Below are 22,556 nucleotides of genomic sequence, written 5' to 3'. Positions count from 1 at the left end.
TCAAAAGTCTTCGAAATCGTCGAAGTCTTTGACATTGGAACGATTGCCAGACACTTCGGGTGTCGGCAGAACTGTGGAATCGGGAACTGTCGCTGAGTCTGGCGGCGCCGCGGGTTTCGAAGGCGTGGGCACGGGCTCGATGAGATCGCCACGGCGCATCGCGAGAACGGGTTCGATGCTTGCGAACCGTAGATCGTTGTAGAGGCTCTTGTTTTCGGACTGACGCTCGAACTCGACTGCGAGGGCGCCCTTCGGCTTGAAGACCTGCATGAACTCTCGAAGCCGTTGTGCGGACTTTTCATCACCTGCAACCGTGTTGCTACGGTGATTGAACTCGGCCGTGAGCGCGCGCTGCTCCACGTCCGTCAACTGTCCAAGACCGTGAAGGTTTCTGCAAATAGCGCGAATCCATCTGTCCTTCAGTCGAACGTAGACAGAGGACGCATCCCATGGGTCGTATCGGACGGGTAAACTTTCTCCCGCAATCTTCGCGGTTTTAAAGACGTCATTCCAATAGAACCGGTTGTCTACCTTGACACCACGTTGGGCGTGGATTTGCCTGACGCCGGAGCGGTCTACCGGCGGGCACGTTGCAATAAGAAAATCTTGGTTGAAGATGATCCGTCGTTGTGCTCTTTTCCCGTTCTCGCGCACCCCACGCAGGAATGCTTCCTTCGGAGACTCGTCGAGCGCCGGATGCTGCTGCTGATCGTAAAATTCGAAAGCCCAATGCTGGATGCCGTAGTAGAGGTCGCGGAGTGTCCATTCGGCCAGTTTCTTGGGCAAATGCGATCCGGTGACCATACGCACGTTCTTCGTCGCTTTGGTGTTTCCGTCGAGATTGTGGATGTATTCGGTATTCAGGCGACCAAACAATCGCTCCAATACTGCGCCATGCCTGGGATTACCAACTGGGCGGAAACGCAAATGCGTACCCATCGCTCGCAGAAAGGACTTAAAGGCATCAGATAAGAAGTCGCTCCCGTTATCGACGACTATGAATTCCGGAAGTCGACCAAATCGCCGTACTATGTCCCGAACGACCATCATCGATGAGCAATATGACGGCGAATCGAAGGTGAGGTAAATCGCTACGATGCGTCTGGACCAGGCATCGATTGCCAAAGACAGCCACGGGCGCCCGAACGGCTTGCCCGTTTTGCTCGAGACCACTTCGATATCGAGTTGCGTATGATCGATGTGGACGTACTGGAGCGGCCGACTGCCGTGTGCTGGACTGTCGTAGTACAGAACATCGATAAACGTGTTTTCTTGATAGGCAATTCGCTTACCTTGACGCGTTCGCACGTCGTCGTTCGTCTTGAGGGCCTTGATTCGGGCGATCAAAGTGGGATATGACGGCGGCGTCTCACCAGCTTCGGCGAACGCGACTTCCATCATCCGGTAGCACGCTCTAAAGTTGATGGCGGCGCTATTACGCCACTCGGTGTCGATGACGTGGTCCATCATTTGAATTTGCTGTGCACTTAGGCGCGGTGTTCGATTGCCCCTCGCTGCGGTATGTGGAACCAACGCCAGTATTTCGTTGTCGCCGTTTGCAAGGGCGACTAACTTCCGAGCCACCCACCGTCGCATTGTTCGCGGCGAAACGTTCAACTCTCCGGACGGCGATTCGAGAAGCGCCTGGCGTCTAAGTGCAAGATCAAGGTCCTCTTTCGAGAAGCGGCTTAAATCGGTGGATGCTTTTTCTTCTCCGTTTGCAGCCCTGATCTGTTTGTTTTCGTGAGCGTTTTCAATCCATTCCCGAGTCAACTGAAGGTTGGAACCGTCCTGCCTGTTGCAAACAACGAATTCCTCGCCAACGATGACCATTGTTAGCTCTTGGCCTTCGAACAGAAATTTTGAGCCTTCGGCGATATTCAATGCGAAGCTGTCTTCGCCCGGTAGGCCCGCCGAGCGTACGGCGGCCTTCGTGAAGTCACGCAACGCTGTATCCCGATACAGTCGGAATTGCCGCTTTTCCGCTAGCGATTCGTGATCGAGGTCGGTGACTGCGAGGTTGTCCGCAATCGCCTGATTAAGAAAGTCAGCGTTGAACTTGTAAGGAGATGCGAGTAGTTCAAAGAAAGACAGCGAACCATGTTCCCGAAGTGCGGTGCTCAATCGGATGAGCGTGTCTTCGGAGCACGGTTCGGCGCCCGGGAGGAAATAGTCGGCTAGATATAGAAGATTCTCAACTCGCCGGCGCGGGATCAACTCCTCGCTGCAGAGTCTGTAGCGGATTCCAAGCTCCGCAACCTGCTTTTCGATTTGCGGCGCGTACCATTGGCCGTTGTTCTCCTTCACATAGCGGTAGGGATATTTCTCGGCCAAGCGGTCCAGTTTAGCCTCGGATTTCCACTCCTCCAGGGTGAAGCCGTCGTTGGCGATGGTGAGATAGTCGGGGATGTGCGCGACAGTCCGGATTTCACCGGTGGCGTCGTTCAGCAGTTTTAGCTTGAGTTCACACGGCTGTGCGTAGTACTCAAGCACGTCTGCGGAATGCTCTTTGGTCACGGCGACGGCGAATTCGATGTGCCGGCTTTCAGTGCGAATCTCACATTCCATTTTCCGGCTGGCCAGGATGGTGATGACATTCCCTCCGCGCGACATCACCTGCCGGACTGGCGACTGAATCCGTGCGTTGAGAATGAGCTCCCGCCCGGCGGCGGGTGTGCCGAGCCGGTCGAACAAATCGGTGAGTTGGGCCTTGTCCAGCATGTCGTCCTACACAAAAATGGTGAGATATAGACGTGTAGGAATGCGCGAGGTCCATGAACGCGCAATCGGTCGTATACGACCGATCTGTGTTGTGGGAAAATTGGTCAAGCAGCGCAGCAGGCGCTTTGGCTGAGCAAGAAGGAAGGAAGTCTTTAGATGGCGACTACTGATCGCGCGCTCGGCGAGGCGGCGTACGGCGAGTGGGAAAGCAGGGCGAGAGACGTCATCGTTTCGGCGATGATTAAGCGAGGGCTCAGTTACAAGGGGCTCGCCCTTCGTCTTGAAAGACTCGGGATTACGGAGACTGCCGGCCAGATCAATCGGAAGATAAACCGGAAACGGTTTACTGCCGCATTTCTGCTGGCATGCCTGGCCGCCATAGATGGAGATTCCGCGCCTATATCTGACGAGTGCGACGCGGCTGATGGCGAATAGCCGTTTCAGCACGTCTTCGACTACCTTACGCACCTGTAGCATCCCGACCTCCGTGCAGACTACCCTCTCATAAAAAGGGGTCCGACGGAATTTCAAGGTTCCGGCGACAGATGTCAGATGCGCGTCCGCTCAATCGAGCGTAAGAATCAATGTAGGAAATTAGCCTTATTTTTGCAAGGTCGCGTCAAATGACGTTGTGCACGCAATCGCTTTTCGGTTTTCGGTTTTTCAGTTTCCCGGACGTTGAGAGTCGCCATTGAAGTTAACTGCGACGCCGAGTGATCGGATGCCGTTGTTAACTGCCGGGATGCTTTCTCCTCACACGCCGTCGATGAATACCAAGCTGCTGCGAGCATTAGTGTTGGTTCAGCACAACCACGAATTTTTCGGCATCTTTTAAGAAATTCTGCACTAGCAACAGAGATTTTGAAGAGAGCATTTTTTGTTGTTTTCGCCGAGTTAGTTTGATCGCCGTGATGCTCGATTTAGTGCTATACATGCCATGTCACAGCGTCGCCGAGCACGAGCCGACCGACGTAAGAGCCAACTTTTCGATTGAAAAGACTTCGGCCAGTGACCGCTAGCGTGGACGGGTCTGACCGGTGGCACGCTAGGGACAACTGGACTACCACGGGGTAGGATTGAGAAAGTCCAGCGCGGTGGCGAAGACAGAGCCGCGATCCGAACGTCTATCGGAACCATTGAGTACGAATGGTTGAAGGAACGCCAGTTTTGACTGGCGGGGCCGAAGGCATATCCTTCTTCCCTCAATTAAGCATACCCTGACTACTCTCAAGTAAAGATATCCTCACTGGAGGATATCCTCAATCATGATGAGGATATGCTTACGTGAGCATATGCATTCGCAATCGGTCATTTTGTTACCGCTGCGCGGCCTGCTGACCAGGAGGAGCTGATGCAGGCGCAGGCGGCTCCAGCGTCTGGCGCAGGCCACCGGGTTCTATCAATCCTCCCCGGCACTCGAGAGTTTCTTCATTCTTTTCTTCTCGATCGTGCGGAATGAATGGGGGACTTCGTCTTCATTGACGTGTGCACTGGGAATCGTCCGGCTCAGATCAGGCAGCGCGCGCTGCCGCATATACCGATAGAACCGACGTTCATGGTGCCGAGCGCCGATTACGTCGGAGGGAGGTGACCGACAAGTCGCGCGCCGGAACTAGTTGATGTGGCGCCCTACCACATAGTCGCCCCGAGGGTTCAGTCTGAAAGTCAGGTACTTAATGTGCCTTGTAGATTCGAGCACAGGAAGAGCCACGAATCTCGGGGACGTTCAGTTGTCGCTTTCGCCCGTTCTCTCGGACGTAGAAGTGTTGATTTGAGGTTATCTGGATTCGCAGACCGGGGACAATAACCAGGTCGGATTCAGGGACGACCCATCACAAAAATCCCGGACGATTTTCCGCGAGCAATGCCAGCTGTTGTTGCAGGGGTACAACCCAAATTTGCCGTCAGACTGATTGACGGTAACTTCGTCGCGGCGAAACAGGCGAAGAGGGGTTCGAGCGTTCGGATATCAGCGCCGCAAAGTGCTATACAAACGGCATAGCCGCAGAGATCGCGGCAATTTGTGCCGTAACGGTGCATTGACCACGTATCCGTATTCGAGGCGCTAACCCGCCCGCTGCGCCTTCCGCGCGTAACTTCGCATGGAGGTGACCAAAATTTACTCGATGCGTAGAGTTCGGTACTTATTGCCAAAAATTCGCCCAGGGTAGACGATTACGTTCTTCATAAGAAAGTAACGGGGGCGGCATGGAGATCGCGAGGGTATTCAGTTTTTTGACTTATCCTGGTAAAAATCGGCCTGACGTAGCTGATGTCACCGGCACGGAGATTCCGATAAATGACGGGAAGCTCTGTCGCATGCTTGACGGCATCTACAGTCAAGCCGAGGGAGAGTGCAACATACCAATCATGTTTGTGCCGGAGGACGGGGAGCAACAAAACGGTGCGCGCTCAGAAATCATGCGCATACTGACTACCCGGCGGATGGATGCCGCTTCAAGTTTAGCCAATCGCCTTCAGCGCGCGACCGGCGGTCAATCCGGGATGGCACTGTTGTTTGTCTGCTTGGGCAAACCTGACGACCACAAAGTCGTCATTGCCAGATTCCCGGCAGATGAGGGCGTCGTGGCGGAAAAAGCGCAGGGAGCCTTGACCGTGTCGTTCGTGGAGCAGGTGTTCCTAAAGAGTTCGCATGCCTATAAAGCCGTGATGTATAAAGGTGGGGACGACGGCGACGATTTGTGGAGCGGACATGCGGTAGATCGGCAGATCAATAGTGGTGCGAAGGCGGTCGCAGACTATTGGATCGTAGACTTTCTGAAGTCGGATTTTAGGTCGACCTCGGCGCAAGGAACAAAGCGCCTTGCTATGGCTTTGCGTCAAGCGCTTTCGAGTACTAACAGTGCTGAAGTGCGCCATGAAATATCCATGGCGGCGCAACTTGCAAGGAATATCAACGGTCGGCGCGTCATGACGATCGCGGAATTTTGCGATGTCTTGAATTTGTCGGAGGCTTCGAAGAGGGCTGTAACGTCGGCGGTGAATCCTGCTCGGACATTGCAGAGCAAGTTCAGATTTGACCACGGTGAGTTCGGCCGCCACATTGCGTATAAGTCGGTCGAGTTGGACAATGGTGCGATGCTGTCCGCGCAAGTTTCCAAATTCGAAGATTGTTTCGAGGAAGCTGTCTCGGACGATGATCCATCGGTCGTTACCTACTCGACTTCCGGCAAGATTATCGATGAACGGCTGAGGAGGTCTAAGTGACGGACGATGAGTTACTCGCCGAGTACCGTATGCGATACGAGCGCGTCCTTGCACCCCTGGCGGGGCGCCTTGGCGATTTTTTGACCGACGCAATCAGAGATCTGCCTCGGATCGATAGAGTTTCGGCTCGAGCAAAGAGTCCGGACCGGTTCTTTGCTAAAGCTACGAAACTGTCCGGTGAGGTCAGGAAATATCAGCGGCCGTTTCAGCAAATTCAGGATCAGATTGGCGCCCGCGTAATTACTTTCTATCTTGACGATGTCGCCGCAGTGTCGTCTGTCATCGATAAATATTTTTTTCCGATCGAGGCCCGAGACGTTTTGCCAGACTCCGAGAGCGAGTTCGGTTACGTAGGTAAGCACTATATTCTGGCTGTGCCGGATGACGTGTATCCGAACGAAGAAGCAGAGGCGAAACTAATGCCGAAGTTTTTTGAGCTTCAGATAAAGACGCTGTTCCAACACGCGTGGAGTGAAGCAGGACACGACATCGCATACAAGCCAGTTGCAGCGTTGACTAGCTTGCAGAAAAGGCAATTGGCGTTCACCGCTGCTCAGGCATGGGGTGCAGACCAAATGTTTAACACGCTTTCGCAAGAACTGTTGCCGCAAAGAGATGCCACGCAAGCTTAAAGAAGCGTATTCTGGCTTGCGTCGTCACCGCTCAAGACCGGGAGCTCGCGACTGCAATGCCATATTCTGATCAGTGCGGCGCCTGCCCCGAGGGCATCGTGAGCAAACCAGAAGGGCGGATGCACATGGCGTCGTTAGGACCGAAACATCTCCGGCGCCCCCATTGCCACAGGAAAACGCCTCGACCATCGTCGTGGAGGCCAGGAACGGCATGCTTATTTTCAGTCGCGGGGAGGCGGACACTGACGATTGCGGTGGGCTGCTGAGGGGCATACTGATAGCTCAAGCTGCGGTTCTTCGGAAAATGCAGGGCGCCTGACGCGTAGCCGGGCGCGACTGCGGCGCCATCACGATGCCGCGGTGGAGCGCCGACCATTACACGAGATGCGAGTCGATACACATGAGCAAGAAATATCGCGGCAAGACCTGTGTATATTGCGGTCTCGAAAAAACGTCGAGTACAGCCGACCATGTGATCGCGCGACAGTTTTTCGGAGTGGCCGATCGCGGAAATCAACCGAAGGTTCCGGCGTGTGAGGCATGCAATAACGCTAAATCGCAACTGGAGCTCTACATACTATCGGTGATGCCGATGGGTGGCTTGCAGAAGGGCGTGGGTGACATGATTCTCAATCAAGTGAAACCTCGGCTGTCGAAGAACGACGCGCTGCGGGCGGCACTGGCTAATGGCTCCCGTCCGCGCTTTTTCTGGAATCTCGAAACAGGGTGGCAAGAAGGCATGACGCTGCCGTTCGACGGCGACAAACTCGCGAAATTGAGCACATTCATCGCCCGAGGTCTAGCTTGGTATCACTGGGGCCTGCAGCTCGCCCCTGTGGCAGATATGCGGGCGAACATGTTTTCGGCGAGAGGGGAGGAATACTGGGAGAATGCCTGGAATCACCCGGATTTTGTTGACCATATCGATGCGGTATTGGGAAGTGGAGTATTCCAATACCGCGGCGCGCGTTCAAGAAAGTCACCACTTGTTTCGCTTTGGCAAATGTCGTATTTCGGCGGAGCTACCCTAGGTGACACCGCTCAACGAGGTGAAAGCGCGCGGTCGATTTTCGTTGCATCACAACATCGCGATAACTGGCCGAGTGCCGCTGCGACTTAACGCAGACGGGCTGCGGCCTGTTGACTCGGTTCGAGCTGCCGAGCGGATTGTCAGTTTGAAGTGCTTTTGGCAACGAGAACTCAATGCCACGCCCGTCCGCGCAATGAGGTTAAACCGACAAACATCTTGAGAACCCGTATCGCCGCAGGAACAAGTCACTGCTACGGCGGACACAAATTGCAACATGGGGTTTCAGAATCTCAGTTCCTCGGCAACAGGTAGGTCTTCGCCTTTAGGCTCCGTCGGGCCCTCTAAGATATCGAGTGAGCCGCTCGTCGCCGACCAGTACCTGACCATGCTCTCGGATGACGATTTGCTTACCGTTACGCGCAATACGCTGAAGACGGCGGATGAGTCGTACCGGATCACGAAGCTGGAATTCGATAACGGCGTGGGTACCGAACTCGATGTTCGTCAGGCTCAGGGCGTTCAGCAACAGGCCACTGCCAATCTGCAGTCGCAAATGCGTCTACGGGCGCAGGCCGAGAATGCGCTCGTGCTCTTGGTCGGCGAACCGTTGCCTGCCGATCTGCCGGCCGGTTTGCCTCTCGACAGTCAGAACCTGCTCACCGATATCCCCGCCGGGCTGCCTTCGGACCTGCTTGCGCGGCGTCCGGATATTGCGTCGGCGGAGCATTCGTTGCTCGCGGCGAACGCGAACATCGGTGCGGCGCGTGCGGCGTTTTTCCCGAAGATTTCGCTGACGGGTAGCTTGGGGACCTTGTCGCCGACGCTCGGCTCTTTGTTCAAGCCGGGTTCGGCAGCTTGGTCGTTCGCACCGCAGATCTCGATTCCCATCTTCGACGGCGGGACGAATCTGGCCAACCTGGATCTGGCTCAGATCCAGAAGCGCATCGAAATCGCGAACTACGAGAAGACGATTCAGACCGCGTTCCGCGAAGTGGCGGATGGTCTGGCTGCGCGCGGGACGTACGATCAGCAGATTGCAGCGCTCGAATCGTTCACCAAGTCGCAGGCGCGCCGGCTGGAACTGTCGGATCTGCGCTATCGCAATGGCGTGGACAGCTATCTTCCGGTGCTGACTGCGCAGGACGATTTGTACACCGCGCAGCAATTGCTGATTTCGGCGCGGTTGAATCGGGCGACAAACCTCGTGGACTTGTATCGAGAGCTGGGTGGCGGCTGGATAGAACGTGCGGGAGATCCGCCGCGCCCGGCGGTGTCGGGATAAGGGTGCAGGAGTCAAATCCCGGTGGACATTTTCCCGAAGTGACGCGTGATATGAAAAAGGCACTGATTGCATAAGGAATCCTTATCATCTAGGAATTTTTATCGCCTTGCCGAACTTATCGCGACATAACCCGACCCGACGGGGATCAGTGATGTGTGAAGGGAACACAGAGAGCACGCAGTGTTTTGTGAAGGAGTGTCGCATTTCGCTGCTCGAACGGCCGAAGACCGACCGCCTAGTGGTCGACTGGAGCGACGCGTGTCGTGGCCACTGCGGCGAGCAAGAATGGCGCATGGTCGCAGCTCCCACATCGGGGCGATGCGCGTTCAGCGGGGCAGAGATCCGCAAGGGCGACCCGGTGTTCAAACCCAAGCGGAGTCAGGCTTCGCCGAACGCCGATGAAATGATTCTTGCGAGTGCCGTGCCCGAAAGTATCGAGGCGGGCGACGGGCAATTGACGGAGCATCCATATCTCGTGACATGAAAAAACGGTTCCATCGGGACGTCCAACCGCCAGCCTTCGCCGACTACGCTGTGAGGCGGCGGTTCCGTCCCGGCGTGCGCTCCCCGCATGGTGCCGTCCTGCGGTGGGCCTGCTCGGCAAGCAAGAGGGTAAAAGGGGGCTTGTCGCCCCGGGAGGTCGCCATGGCGATTGCGTGGGCCGGAATCGGATTTTTCGCGGATGTTCTACTGATGCATTGCCTTGTGACGGCGCTGCGGTCTGACATCATCGCGGACGATTAGCGGTGGATGCACGAAATGCAATCAGAGCTTCTGGAGAAACTCGACAGGCGCCTCAATGCCGAATCAGGTGAGGTCAGTGGGTAGCGCGACTACACGCGGTCGCGAGCAGGGCAGGCAACCGTCGCCGATCCCATCGCAGAAATTTTCTGCAATCCAACCACGGCCTTCTTGCCCGGGTACGCCATCAGGGAATCGGAATCTCCGGTACTTCGCAGGAGTCGTTTAACGGCTGCATCGTCAACGGCCTTGGATTGTTCAAGGTGGTGTCCGTCACATCAAGCGGTCGGAACTACTTTGACTACAGAGGACGCACGGGCATCGAGCAGGACAGGGCGGCCGAACTACGCACCAGTGTGCAACCGCCAATGAATTCGAATGTACGCACATCGGGACCCTATCGGAGATGTCGTTTATAACCTTGGGATATCTTCAACATGATGAACACTCCCCTAACCGCCTTGGTGCTTAGTGGCGGCGGCGCCCGCGCTGCCTACCAGGTTGGCGTTCTAAAGGCGTTGGACTGCCTGCGGCGCGATGCACCAGGTTCAGCCGGAGCGCGCGCCAATCCGTTTGATATCTTCATTGGCACCTCGGCGGGTGCCATCAACAGTGCAGCACTGGCTTGTCGTGCTGACGCTTTCAGTGATGCGGTCGGCTTGCTGTGCCAGGTGTGGAGCAATGTTCATGCTGAGCAGGTGTACCGGACAGACTCGCTCGGATTGATGTGTAGCGGAGCCCAGTGGCTCACCGTGCTGTCGCTGGGTTGGGTACTGGCGCACTGGCAGCGCGTCAAGCCCCGGTCCTTGCTCAACAATGCACCGCTTGCCGAGTTGGTGCGGCGTCTCGTCCCCATGGAGCGTCTGCCCGATATGCTGGCGGCCGGCCATCTACATGCGCTGGCGCTCACGGCCTCCAGTTATAGTACCGGCGAGCACGTGACCTTCTACCACGCCCGCGAGGCGATCACGCCTTGGATGCGCACCCAGCGACATGGTGTTCCCTCGCAGTTGAACCACGACCACTTGCTGGCCTCTTCGGCCATCCCCTTTATTTTTCCCGCCTGCCACATCAAGCATGACGACTACGGAGGCTGGTACGGGGACGGCTCGATGCGCCAGAGCGCGCCGCTTGCACCGGCCGTGCACCTTGGCGCACAGCGCTTGCTGGTAATTGGGGCAGGCCGCATGCATGAGCCTGCCATCAAACGGGCATCCGCGAGCCTACTTCTCGCGTGGCCAAATGCGTGAGCCACAAGAGATTCCGGAGCGTGCCGTTCGTTTGCTACAAGCCGTCCGCGCGATGCAGTTCGAGGTCCGTGAGCCGGCCGATTTCGGAACATCGGTTTTGACCGCCGCTCATGGCGAAGCTTACCTGGCATTCCTCGAATCGGCGCACCGAGATTGGAAAGACGCCGGCGCGGACTGGGGGATGAGGTCATGTCCAACGTGTTCATTCGCGAAGGCAATCCGTTGCGCGGAATACTCGGGAAAGCCGGTCGCTATCTTGCAGACGGAAGTTGTCCTGTCGGCCCACACACATATGAGTCGGCCTACTGGTCTGCGCAATGTGCTGCAGCCGCGGCGCAGGCCGTTCTCGAAGGTGCGCACGAAACGTATGCGCTCTCACGTCCTCCTGGTCACCACGCACGCGCCGAAGCGGCGGGTGGATTTTGCTACATCAATAATGCAGCGGTCGCAGCGGAGATATTGCGCAAGCAATATGCACGGGTGGCGATCCTCGACACCGACATGCACCACGGCCAGGGAGTGCAGGAAATCTTTTACAACCGCAGCGATGTGCTGTACGTGTCCATCCACGGCGATCCGACGAACTTCTACCCGGTCGTGGCCGGATTTGACGATGAACGCGGAGCAAATGAAGGGCATGGCTACAACGCGAATTTTCCGATGCCCCATCACTCACCCGAATCAGTTTTCTTCGATCAGCTCGACAAAGCGCTGAGCGTCGTGAGCCAGTTTCAGGCGGACGCGCTAGTCATCGCGCTAGGATTCGACATCTACGAAAATGACCCTCAGTCAATGGTCGCCGTGACAACGGAAGGATTCGGCAAGCTTGGCGAGGCGCTAGGCAACATTGGATTGCCGTCAGTCATCGTTCAGGAGGGTGGTTATGATCTTGCGACGCTAGACGCAAATGCGCAATCGTTCTTCAGTGGCTTCCTGACTACCCGTTAGTGGACCTCGTTCACCAGCGTCGTGTCCAGTTCGCGAAGTAGCTTGATGTCGACGTGCGGACAGCGGGTAGACGCGGCAGGAGCAGGTTTGTGCATGGGATCTCCAGGAAGTCGCAATGTGAAAGGGTGGTTCCTTTATAGAGACGGTTTTCAGGCACCAGATCAGTTTCTGGTGGACGCTGGACGTGCTACTACTGCGTGAATGGGCCAGCTGATGCAAGAACGGCTAGGCGCGGCAGGGCAGGCGAGGGCCTCGCTGGAGTCGACGGTGATAGCACGTCAGCAGGGCTTCGTCATCGCGCGGCGAGCTTCTTACCCGAGATGACGCCCGGCCAACCGCCGCAACACGATGTCCATGACATTTGGTGCGGACTGTGTCGCTCAGATTCTTGAACGGCGTTTACCACGGTACCGGTCTGGTTCGACTTCAGTAGAAAGGAGTCGGCGGATACAATTGTCGACTACAACACGCCTTTATCAAATTTCCTTCTCATGTCCACTTGTATATTTTGTCCCAACGAGCTGAACGTGCAGACCAAGCCCGAGCATATTCTGCTAAATGCGCTTGGCGGCAGGAAAACGACGAGGCGTGTTATCTGTTCTGCATGCAACCAGAAATTTGGTGGCACGATCGACTCGGCAGTGGGCGACCAGATCGCCATCCTCCGGAACCAGCTGCAACTGGAGTCGGGCACCGGTAAGTCCGCCCCGGGTTTGGGGCACATCCAGGCGGGTGTCGAAACCATAAGGATCAACAGTGATGGGTCACCGACGTTAGTCGGAAAACCTTTCGTCGTCACCCCGCTCGGCAATGGGCAATTCAATCTCAAGATCACCGCGCAATCGCGAGAGGAGCTTGAATCTTGCATTCCGCATATCGCTGCCCAGATGCACACCACAGAAGATAATGTGCGCACGAAACTCGCGGCAGCCTCGGCGACGGTCACTTCGCGTAGACCGGGCACCGTGCACTTTGCCATGCCTCTCGGCGGGGCATACGAGTGTGCTTCCTTTCTCAAGGCCTGTCTCGTATTGTGGGCCACGCGTGTGAACAATGACGAGCTGAGATCATCACCGTACATGGTCGCGCGCGAACATGTCGCGAAAATTGCCGACGACGAGGCAGGACAATCAGCCTCGGATTCCGCTCTGGTACTCCTTGATTCAAGGCCGCTGATTCACGCTGATACTCTCAAAACGCGCTACGGAGAATTCTTCAACCTTATCTATGTTGGCAGCGATGAAAATGGGCGGGTCATTGGTCACTTCACCCTTTACAACATAATCTCTTGGCGTTTCGTCTTGGCCGAATCGGGCGGTTCGCCAAACATAAGAATCGCTTTGGTCTCTGACCCGCTGAATCCCGCCACCTGGTCGGATAGCATTGCGGATGAGGTTGATATCCCACAATCGTGGCTGGAGACCCCAGACTTCGATGTCACACATTCGCGTGCACGCCTGGCCGCCGCCCTGGCCAGGGCCCAAAAAGATGGAATGGAGCGGGAGATCGGGCGGATTGTCGATGCCGTGTCTCAGAAGCATAGTATTGGCCCGAATGACCAGATCACCGATCCTGCAACGCTGGAATCGTTTCTGGCGGAGGTCCATACCCGACTCGCTCACCACGTCTTCAATGTTCCTTTCGAAGAGATAGTCTTGGGCGAAACGATGCTGGCGCCGGCGAAGAATGGCCCGCTCGATGTAGTCTGACACGTAGTGAGTGCTCGAGACCGGCAACGAGTGTGTTGGGCGCAAGCATTGCCTACATACAAACGCACGGATTAGGTATAAGTGTTCCCACCGCTCGCGCTGGTAGTCAAACGGCGTCATGCCCAAGGCTTGGGTGCCACCTTGCAAAGGCACCTGTGGAGCTCTATGTTTACCAACACGTACGATCGATGGCCAAAATCTCTCGCCGAAAAACAATTAGGCACGTAGAAGTCAAAGCGTCCCTGCGACCGTCTTCACCAAGAAAGCCCCAGCCGCCGCAGGCTCCGGTATACAAGATGAGGCTTATTCTCCCGGATTCGAAAGGAAACTACAGACTAGGTCCTAACGATGAGTACACGTTAGACGCGGCTGGACTCGAACATATTCTGAATGGAGATCGCGCCGATCAGGTTATCCGACGGGAAGGGCATCCGACTGAAGTACGGAAGGTTCTCAAAGGTGGGCTGCACACGTCGGAAGGGTGGCAGTCGTTCAAAGATCTCCGGAAGGAGGTTGTCCACGGAACTATATTCCGAGGTGACAGGGATACGCTCTGGTATTTTGCGCGAGAGTTGCAAAATGGGGTGATTTTGCTAAAAATTCCGCGGGAACTTTTCCAGTCGAATGCTGCGAAACTTACCATGTCCGCCGACGTCCACTACAAATCGGGGTATCTGTGGAAGACGCTCTTTCCAAAGGGAGTATCAGCCAGCAAAATAGTGTCGATTATCGATGAAGCTCTTTTCCATCTTGTAGAGAAGGAGTCTGACGACGGACTAAAGATTGGCTATGCCCTGCTTGATGATCCCTTTACAGCAATGAAGGTTAGAGTCCAGGTCACTGGTAGGAAGATCAACTCGGCGTTTCCGACTTGGGGGCAGCCGTCGACGGGCAATAATGGAAAGCCTTATTCTCATGCAGATGCAATCGGATTCCCGATAGCCGAATCGACAGTTTTCTTTGGCGACAAGCAAGATTCTTACGATATTACGAAGACCTCGCTTCTCGGAGAATCAGTCGTGACACTTGCAATGTTACGCTCGGCCACGCCCTCTCTGTTTCTCCAGCGACCACAGTTCTCAAGTGAGTCGCGCGACTTGGAATTACGCTCTGCGTGGAACGGTGAGCTGGAGAATTGGGCTACGAAAGCAAGTACATTCGATATTGAAGCGCTTCGGCGTTATTTGCATGATGTCGTTATAATAAAGGATTCTTTTCCACTTCTTCTGGATTGCTATGGACCTGCTTATCCAGAGTTAGTAGCAGATCATGACTTTCGGATGTTAACCGCGTTCAGGCAGAATCAGATAGACGGATTCAAGGCGGTAGCGCACTACGATAAAATACACGGCACCGGCATGGCTCGCGAGTATGCATTCCTCTTTCTGAAATCAAAGTTCTTGCGCGTCGGTGGATTAGATACTTGGGAAGCGAAACGGTTTCACGTAGCTATTTTACAATGGGTAATATCGAGCGACGATCCCGAATTATGCTGCTCATATCTGAAGGCGCTCGCGGTATCGCCTAGCCGGGTCGCCATGTATTCAGACGTTGATCTCAATCCATATGCAGCACAAGACATTACGATTATTGGAGTGACGGATCCGGATGTTCGTGTCAAGCCAAATCATTTTATTAGATTTTCAGGGAATCAGGCAGCGCTTAACTATATTATTCATTTTCGTCCCGAAGAACGCGACCGCTTGGCTCACGCTGCGTTAGAAATTTACATAAAACACTACACCGAATTCCTCATCGAGCAGATTCGTCATGCAGACGTCGAAGATCTTACCTCATTTGCGTGGTTTTCCGACGAGCTTGTGGAAATTATTATGAAAGATCCGACGAAAATGGATAGCGACGCGTTGCGCCTTGTTCTCCACGATTACTATAGGATTATTCAAATCGCTCAAATTCGTGTCGTTGCTGATAATCATGTAATCTTGCAGGGTGGCAAAAATCTGCCATTCAACGATGCCGAGTTTAGTGGTTACTGGGTTTACACGAAGATCAAGCATCAACGAGATTGGCTTGCAGCGCAGGTCAATATTTTTTTCTCGGAATTCAAGGAGCTTTGCGAAGCAATCGGTAATGGCCAGCTTGCGAATATATGTGATTCACGGATGAAAAATTTCTATCGAGATATTATTCCTACGCCTGAAGCTGTTCCTTCACGATTCAGACGTTGGGCAAGTCCTAAAATTAACCGGAAAATGGACGCTTCGGAGCTAATCGATGTTATGTTTCCACGCGGTGAGCCGCGTTAGCGGGATGTTGAAAAAGCAGTGTTTAGTCAGGATGACGCGCTATCAGCCGAACGGCTTACGGCGCGTCTACCCCCTTGCTTCCACGTAAGCGGAACTGATTGCTGCTAGTCTTTGTTCCTTGTCTATTGTTGGACCGACATAAGCGATGCCGAAGACGCCAGCTAAAAGGAAGCACGCGCCCGCGACCCTGCGGTCAACGAGTGGCGCCGGATTCGAATTTGAAGACCTCATTAGCGCCTGGCTTCTGGTGAAAATGCTGATGGGCGAGCAGGCGCCTGCAATCGGCGGGGCAGGCATACAGCTTCAAGCGCAGGTCTCAGCATTAGGGTGGCAAATCGACGACCTTTTGTTGACGATCCTGCATAACACAGGAGCGCGCGGGCAGCTTGCCATCTCTGCGAAGGGCAACCTGCAGGTCAACGCATCGGGGCTGCCCGCAGACTTCGTGAAGCGTGCGTGGGAGCAGTGGCGCGCACCGCAAAGTCCGATGAGCCGATCGGCAGACGGCATGGCACTCATAACACAGGGTGTGCATCGCGTCTTCGACCCGAACTGGCGGGAAGTGAAGAATGCATGTACCGGCTCCGACATCGGGCTCGCGATGGGGCGGATCCGGAGCAATCCCGGGCAGGCCAAAGTATTCAACAGCGTTCGCAAACCAGACAAGAATGGCCCGGAGGCATCTGACGAAGAGACGATTGAACTCATCAGGCGCCTTCATGTGCTGCCTGTCGACTTGCAACTCCCGCACTCGGAGACCAGGAATCAGGCAATCGCGCAATGCCGGCAGCTCCTGGCAAGTGCAGACGCGACGGAAGCAGAAAAACTCTGGCAGTGGCTCGTCAACGTTGCAACAGAGATGCGCCTCCGCCGTGGAACCATTAGCCTTCAGGACCTCTGGTCGATGCTCCGCATGGAGTTCGACCTTCACCACCATCCTGATTACAAGCGCGATTGGGAAACCCTCTCGAATATCACTTCTGATTACAAGGCGCGGATAGAGACAGAGCTACCTTCGGGCTATAGCGTTCAGCGAACTGCAGAGAAGTCGAAACTTGGAAGTGAGATTTCCGGGAATGCTGTCACAGTGGTATTCGGTGAGTCGGGCTCTGGTAAGTCAGCGCTCGTCAAGAACGTGCTCGACGTGCAGTTTGGGGCATGGACGCAACTCTGGTTCGGTCCAGACGATCTTGAGACGGCGCTCAGCGCTACGCGGCGCGGCATGCTTCCGCTCAGGCATGAACTGGCGCTGGTTCTTAACGCAACGGTCAATCCGAAAAACGTCCTGGTCATCGACTCGGCCGAACGTATCGACCCCGCAGAGCTCGGCATCATCCGGCGGTTCTTCCAGGCTATTCTCGCGCCGGCGGAACAGGCTGGCGGCGCATGGCGTATTGTCGTCATCACTCAGACCCAGAACTGGGTCGAAGGTGCCGGGGACATGCTCGGCGGTCGCCGCGCCGCGCTGGTCGAACTTGAGCTCATCACGAACCTGGATGTAATGCTAGCACTGTGGGCGTCGCCCTCCCTTAGCTGGTTGACCGCCCACGACGATACCGTTTCAGCGCTCACCAACCTCAGGACCTTGGGCTGGGTGGTCCAGGCCGGCTCTGCGCTTGGTTCAAGTGCAAGTGGCCTTGCGTCACATACCGCCATTTCTGATCGTCTGTGGGATTACTGGACCGGAAACCGCCCAGACGTTCAGGCACTCGTCATGCGCCTCGCGAAGCGTGAAGCGTCCTTCGAGAGGAGCTTCCCGCTTAGCGACCTCGAGCAGGCCGACGCTGCGACGTTCACGCAGAGCCCTGCTGAACTGCCGCTTCACCTGAACCGCCGAACTAACCGTATTGAGTTCGAGCACGACCTCGCCGCCGATTGGGCTCGCTTCCAGTTCCTCAAGCAGATATCGACTGATGTGGCTGAGTGGGCGGCGCTCGCGGTGAACCCTCTCTGGACCAACTCGCTTCGGATGCTGGGCCAGTTTCTGCTGCGGCAGCCTGCGGAGACTGGAACGGCTTGGGACGCCGCATTCGCTTCTGCTCAGGCGACTGAGCTTCGTCCCGCGGGAGACATTCTTCTTGACGCTCTTTGTCTCGACCCTGAAGCCGAGATGTTTCTGTCAGAGCGCGTAGATTTGCTGCTTTCGAACAACGCCGAGCACCTCACCAGACTGCTCATCCGGTTCCACCACATCGGAACCGTGCCGACGGGAGGCGTGCCAGGCAACAACTCGTCGCTTGGCCTGTATATGGAGGCGCAGCTTCGCTCGATTATCATCGGCCGCTGGCCGCCAGTGCTTCGATTCCTCATAGCGCAACGGGAAAAACTGAGGGGAGCCGTATCGTCCGTGATCGTCAGGATTATTCAGACCTGGCTAACTGAAACTCCGCGTCAGCTGTCAAACGGAACGCTGATGCCGTTTCGGCGCGAGCTTACTGAAATGGCTTTGGCCATGGCGCGGACGGTTCAGGTCGAGAAGGGGCATGGTGTTATCTATGTCGACCGAGAGCCACTTCTCATTACGGCCGCGCTCGCCGGGGCTGCGGACATGCCAGAGGACGTAGGCGCCTGGGCTCTCGAGCTCGCGGGCCGGCGAGAAATCTCCAACGAGGTCAGCGCGCGGATTGCTGACGTTGTTCGTCAACAAGCCAAGCAGCGCGCGGAACGGATTCGGACTGATGCGGCGTACCGGGAAAAGCATGAGGCGAAGCGCCGAATGTCGCCTGTCTTTGGCCCAAGCCGCGAGAAGCTACCTCCCTGGCCCCTGGGCGCACGACGGCGGATAGACAGGGACTTCCGGGAGGCGTGCCTCAAGGGCAATGCCATGCAACCGCTGATGCGTGCGCGTCCGGACATCGCGGCCGAGGTGTTACTCGCTCTCATTATCGAAGACCAGCCCGAGCGAGAGTACGGTTCGAGCCGGCACGAAATCGAGTTGGGCCTCGACTACGCGCGGGATGGCTACCCGACAGCGTTCTGGAAGAGCCCGTTCTTTTCGTTTCTGCAGAGTGCACCTGATGTAGCACTCAAGGCACTAGTCGCACTGGTCAATTTCTGCACCGAACGATGGGTCGCCGAAGTGATGAGGGGGCGTGAGGGATCTCCACCAGGCCTGACGCTACAGGTAGCGGACGGTAAGGAGAAGACCTTCGATGGTGGATGGAGCGTCTTCGACTGGACCCAGACCCATTCGCTCCGCAACGGCAATCTGTTCTGCGCGCTGGATGCGCTCGAGCGCTGGCTTGCGCTTCAACTCGACGCCGGCGCGGATGTGACGCCGTATATCGAGTGGATACTTTCGGACGGCACATCAGCAGCGCTTATCGGCCTGCTTGTCAATGTTGGAAAACACTGTCCATCATTGCTCACTGGGGTTCTTTTGCCGCTGCTGACAGACCCGTGTGCATTTTATTGGGACAGTGCCCGCGTCGAACACGTTGAGTCAAAATTCATGGCGTGGAACGGCCCCCAGACCGTTGACGTCCTGTTCGAGTTCGCGCGTAGCTGGGCGCTGGCACCTCACCGACAGAAGACGCTAATGGACGTCGTCGTTGGCCTCCTGAAAACCGAAGCTGCAGTGGCGGCGCGACTTCAGGCGCTGATTCCGACCTGGTCGATTCCTGATGGTCCCAAGGAGTCTCTGGAATTCAGACTGATCTTCGCGATGCTCGATCGTGAAAACTACCGGTCAACGCTTGATCCCGAGACGGGCACTGAGGTTCTGGTTTTTTCATGTCCCGACGATCTCCGCCTCGAAGTCGAGTCATGGCAGGACGAAAATGCAAAGCCACTGCAATACCTGCTGCTGCTGAAACAATGCGAGAAGCTCCTGCGCGCGCAGGGAGCGGTCGGCGATGACGAAGCCGCGGGCTTGTACACGCTTCTGCGGGAGTGCCAGAGTGATGTTACGGGCGACGTAACCGCCAGAGCCAAATGTGAACTTGCGCTCGCTACGGCCCTCATCGTCTCAGGTGACAGTTGGCTGGCGAAGTCGCCGGAGGCTAACGAGCATGCCGGCTTAATCGTTCAGGCAACCGTTGCTGCGATAGCGTCCACGGCAGAAGCTATCCGTAATAGCCGGATGGGATATCACCTCGACGAACTGAAGTTCGCGGCCTACGCCGCCATGCATCTCTGGATGAAGAACGACGACCGGTCGGCGGAATGGGAAGGGGCGGTGCTTCGGATTCTCACGAGCGGCAATTCCGGAGCTGCGGCCACGATTGTCGACATCGCGTACACATACCGCGATCGGCTTGGCCCTACGTGGTGGAGGCTTCTGCAAGCAGGCGTGCTTTGGTCTGGGTTGGTCATGCTGTCGCCCCACCATGGAGACGATGATAACGCTCACCAGGTGTGGGGAGTGTGGCTTGCACGACTGAGACGCATGCCGCTGCGAGGAAAGGATGCCAGCGCCGACGGCCTCCGATTCACGCGCGTTGTCGACGGCTGCGAGCGACTGGACTTCAACCGACGGATGCGTGCTTATACGTCAGGCGAAAATCGGTGGCAGGGGAAACCTGAACGTCAACCTAGAATGGGGCTGGACTGGCATTTTCTCGGAGTTCTATTTCACTGGCTCGTCAGCGGGGCTGGTACAGGCGATAGGGATGTAGACGCCAGGCTCGTTGCGCGCCTTTGGGCCTATGAAGCGGAGCACGAGAAGCAGCGAGCTAGGGACGATGATGGCGAGTACGACCTTCCGAGCCACTTCGGCTACGACGTGCTCCTGAAGCTCGGCGAACTCTCGATCGCGACGTACGAACCTGGAGCCCAGACACTCTGGGAATCCGTGCTGGCGTGCGGACCCGAAGCGCACTATGCACTTCATCATTTCATCGATGGCTTCTTCCTTCGTTTATCGAAAGGAGACGATCCAGAGGCATTCGAGGGCGTTTGGCGAGCGATGGTCGAGTATGGACTCGCGGCGAATTGGGGCAAGGGGCGCTTCTGGTTCTATGGCGAGCGACTCATTTGCGATTTGCTCGGATTCGGTCACGCGGACACGCTTCAGCGACTGGGGGCCGGCGTGCTCTTGCGGATGCGCGACGCCTACGAGCGTTGGGCGCAGCTTCACATGGGGTGCGACGAAGATTGCGTCACACGCTTTTGCTACTTTCTCGCGGCGGATTTTGGTGCACCGCTTCGACTCGATGGATTAAGGTGGATTGCTGCGCTGCTCAAGGCCCAAAATCCGTCCGGCCGCTGGCATCGAGACAATGCGGGCGAGGCCATCATCGAGCTTCTCAATACATTACTGAATCAGAACGCGCAGGCCTTGGTCAAGGACCACGAGGCTCGACAGGCACTTGTGGAAATTGCTGCGGCGCTGGTAGCGAAAAACACTCCGACCGCATTGGCTCTTCAGGAGCGAATCAAGCTGTTGCGCTGAAAATCGGTGATCAAGATGAACGGTCCGTGGCGGATCGACATCCAGCCCTTCGTCTCGAGGTGCTAACTTCGCCGCCTCGCCAAGGGTCTCAAGACTATCTCACCATCCCAGGGTATCCCGTGGCGTCCGGCATAGGGCCAGCTGTTTCTGGCGCCTACAGCTCAATACGCCTGCAGACCATGTTGTGTGGCATTAGTCAAAAATTTTTTGTTTTCGAAATGCACCTGCTTTTTAACAGAGCTTTTGAAAGAATGGATTCGAAACAGAAGTTTGTATGCTACCGGCATAGCGGTAAGGGCACATCTGGTGATATACATTACATGTCACGACGTCGCCGAGCACGAGCCGACCGACGTTTAGGGCCGCCCCTTCCGACTGAAGGGCTTCGGTGAGTGACCACTAGCGTGGACGAGTGTGACCGGTGGCGCGCTAGGGAAATCCGTACCACGGGGATGGGTCCTGAGATAACGGACGCGCTGGCGAAGCTAGAGGCGCGGGACCCGAGACAGTCTGGCGGAGCCGTTATGGCGGAAGGGCCTTGGCATTAAGCCTAGGGGCCTTTGGCTATTCCTTTCTTGCTTACATCTGGATATCTTTGCTAGAAATCCCAAAGGGAGGATATCCTTCCTGAGGGATGGTTTTTCTATTGTTTGCTCTGGTTATTCCTTCCTGAGCTAATTAGGGATAGGGATGTCATTGGAATAACCGTTGGACTCGTCAAGTTTGAGTGTTCGCGGTGATCCGCTGCGCGGCTTGCTTACCAGGGGCGAGTGCCGGTATGTATGTAGGCGAACGCCCGAGCGTGCGGGTGTCGGGGGCTGTAACAGGCGTCAGGAGTCCGGGATTCTGGTGCGTTGTTTCGTGGAAGTTCGGTCCCGGGATGTCATATGTGCCACCGGTGCTCCTGTGGTTCGGTCAATATCCCGCAGGTCGTCAATGCCACCCGATTTGCGTCAGGTGGCGCGAGTGCGTCGGCAGCCGAGTCAAGCGCCAAGGTAAGAGATGCTGCAACTCCGAGCTCGCGACTCGCACGGACGCGGTTGGGTCTGCTGCGGTGTCACCGCCAAGCGGGGCGGGGGGAGACGGCAGGAAGGTGCGTGGTGCCAACGAATGCCTTTCCGGTCGAACGAAGGCGAGGCCAGTCGAGCGAGCCGGGCGAGTCTGCCAGACACATCGTGAAAATACTTTGTCGCCAGCTACTTGACAGCGAAATCCCTCCGTTTTTCGACGAGCTTGGCATCGCACTCCTCCGAAACATGACCGTTGATTTACATCAGGGTAGGCGTTTGCGGATAACACTCGGGCCAAAGTCGTGGCCTGTTGAAACTGCGGGTCGAATCTAAGTAGACAGCCCAG

General features: G+C 56.2%; 9 protein-coding genes and 3 pseudogenes. 11 read left to right on the top strand and 1 reads right to left on the bottom strand.

The genetic code is table 11. The features are described 5' to 3' along the window. Complete coding sequence (locus BX591_RS17005) at positions 1-2,721, bottom strand: DDE-type integrase/transposase/recombinase (protein ID WP_111932550.1); 2,721 nt, start codon at positions 2,719-2,721, stop codon at positions 1-3. A 156-nt stretch (positions 2,722-2,877) separates the two neighbouring features. Here BX591_RS17005 and BX591_RS17000 point away from each other — a divergent pair, with 156 nt between their 5' ends. The 11 genes and pseudogenes from BX591_RS17000 (at position 2,878) to BX591_RS16945 (ending at position 21,200) form a co-directional block, all read left to right on the top strand. After that, positions 2,878-3,156 carry a DUF6471 domain-containing protein gene (locus tag BX591_RS17000; RefSeq protein WP_111932549.1) on the top strand — a complete coding sequence of 93 codons (279 nt, stop codon included), beginning with the start codon at positions 2,878-2,880 and terminating at the stop codon, positions 3,154-3,156. Between the two features lie 1,773 nt (positions 3,157-4,929). After that, on the top strand, positions 4,930-5,949 hold the full coding sequence (locus tag BX591_RS16995) for a hypothetical protein (protein ID WP_111932548.1): 1,020 nt from the start codon (positions 4,930-4,932) through the stop codon (positions 5,947-5,949). Further along, positions 5,946-6,581 (top strand): GTP pyrophosphokinase, encoded by a 636-nt coding sequence (locus BX591_RS16990; RefSeq protein ID WP_111932547.1) that lies wholly within the window; start codon positions 5,946-5,948, stop codon positions 6,579-6,581. The genes BX591_RS16995 and BX591_RS16990 overlap by 4 nt, the downstream gene beginning before the upstream one ends. Positions 6,582-6,981: 400 nt before the next feature. Continuing rightward, positions 6,982-7,701 carry an HNH endonuclease gene (locus BX591_RS16985; protein WP_111932546.1) on the top strand — a complete coding sequence of 240 codons (720 nt, stop codon included), beginning with the start codon at positions 6,982-6,984 and terminating at the stop codon, positions 7,699-7,701. A gap of 265 nt (positions 7,702-7,966) precedes the next feature. Then, positions 7,967-8,875, top strand: a pseudogene (locus tag BX591_RS16980) (efflux transporter outer membrane subunit); the annotation flags it as partial. A 169-nt stretch (positions 8,876-9,044) separates the two neighbouring features. After that, positions 9,045-9,377, top strand: a complete 333-nt coding sequence (locus BX591_RS16975) for a DUF3331 domain-containing protein (RefSeq protein ID WP_111932545.1) — start codon at positions 9,045-9,047, stop codon at positions 9,375-9,377. A 694-nt stretch (positions 9,378-10,071) separates the two neighbouring features. Further along, positions 10,072-10,833: pseudogene (locus BX591_RS16965) on the top strand (patatin-like phospholipase family protein); the annotation flags it as partial. Then, positions 10,826-11,832, top strand: a pseudogene (locus BX591_RS16960) (histone deacetylase family protein). The pseudogenes BX591_RS16965 and BX591_RS16960, both read left to right, overlap by 8 nt. A gap of 491 nt (positions 11,833-12,323) precedes the next feature. Next, complete coding sequence (locus tag BX591_RS16955; protein WP_111932542.1) at positions 12,324-13,541, top strand: HNH endonuclease; 1,218 nt, start codon at positions 12,324-12,326, stop codon at positions 13,539-13,541. A gap of 641 nt (positions 13,542-14,182) precedes the next feature. Further along, positions 14,183-15,808 carry a hypothetical protein gene (locus tag BX591_RS16950; RefSeq protein ID WP_146749779.1) on the top strand — a complete coding sequence of 542 codons (1,626 nt, stop codon included), beginning with the start codon at positions 14,183-14,185 and terminating at the stop codon, positions 15,806-15,808. A gap of 145 nt (positions 15,809-15,953) precedes the next feature. Continuing rightward, positions 15,954-21,200, top strand: coding sequence for a P-loop NTPase family protein (locus tag BX591_RS16945; RefSeq protein ID WP_208459612.1), 5,247 nt, complete (start codon positions 15,954-15,956; stop codon positions 21,198-21,200). Positions 21,201-22,556 lie beyond the last annotated feature (1,356 nt).

It is taken from the genome of Paraburkholderia bryophila, from assembly GCF_003269035.1.
GTDB lineage: Bacteria > Pseudomonadota > Gammaproteobacteria > Burkholderiales > Burkholderiaceae > Paraburkholderia > Paraburkholderia bryophila.
Note: the sequence above shows the minus strand (reverse complement) of the source record. Positions and strands in the feature narration are given on the sequence as shown.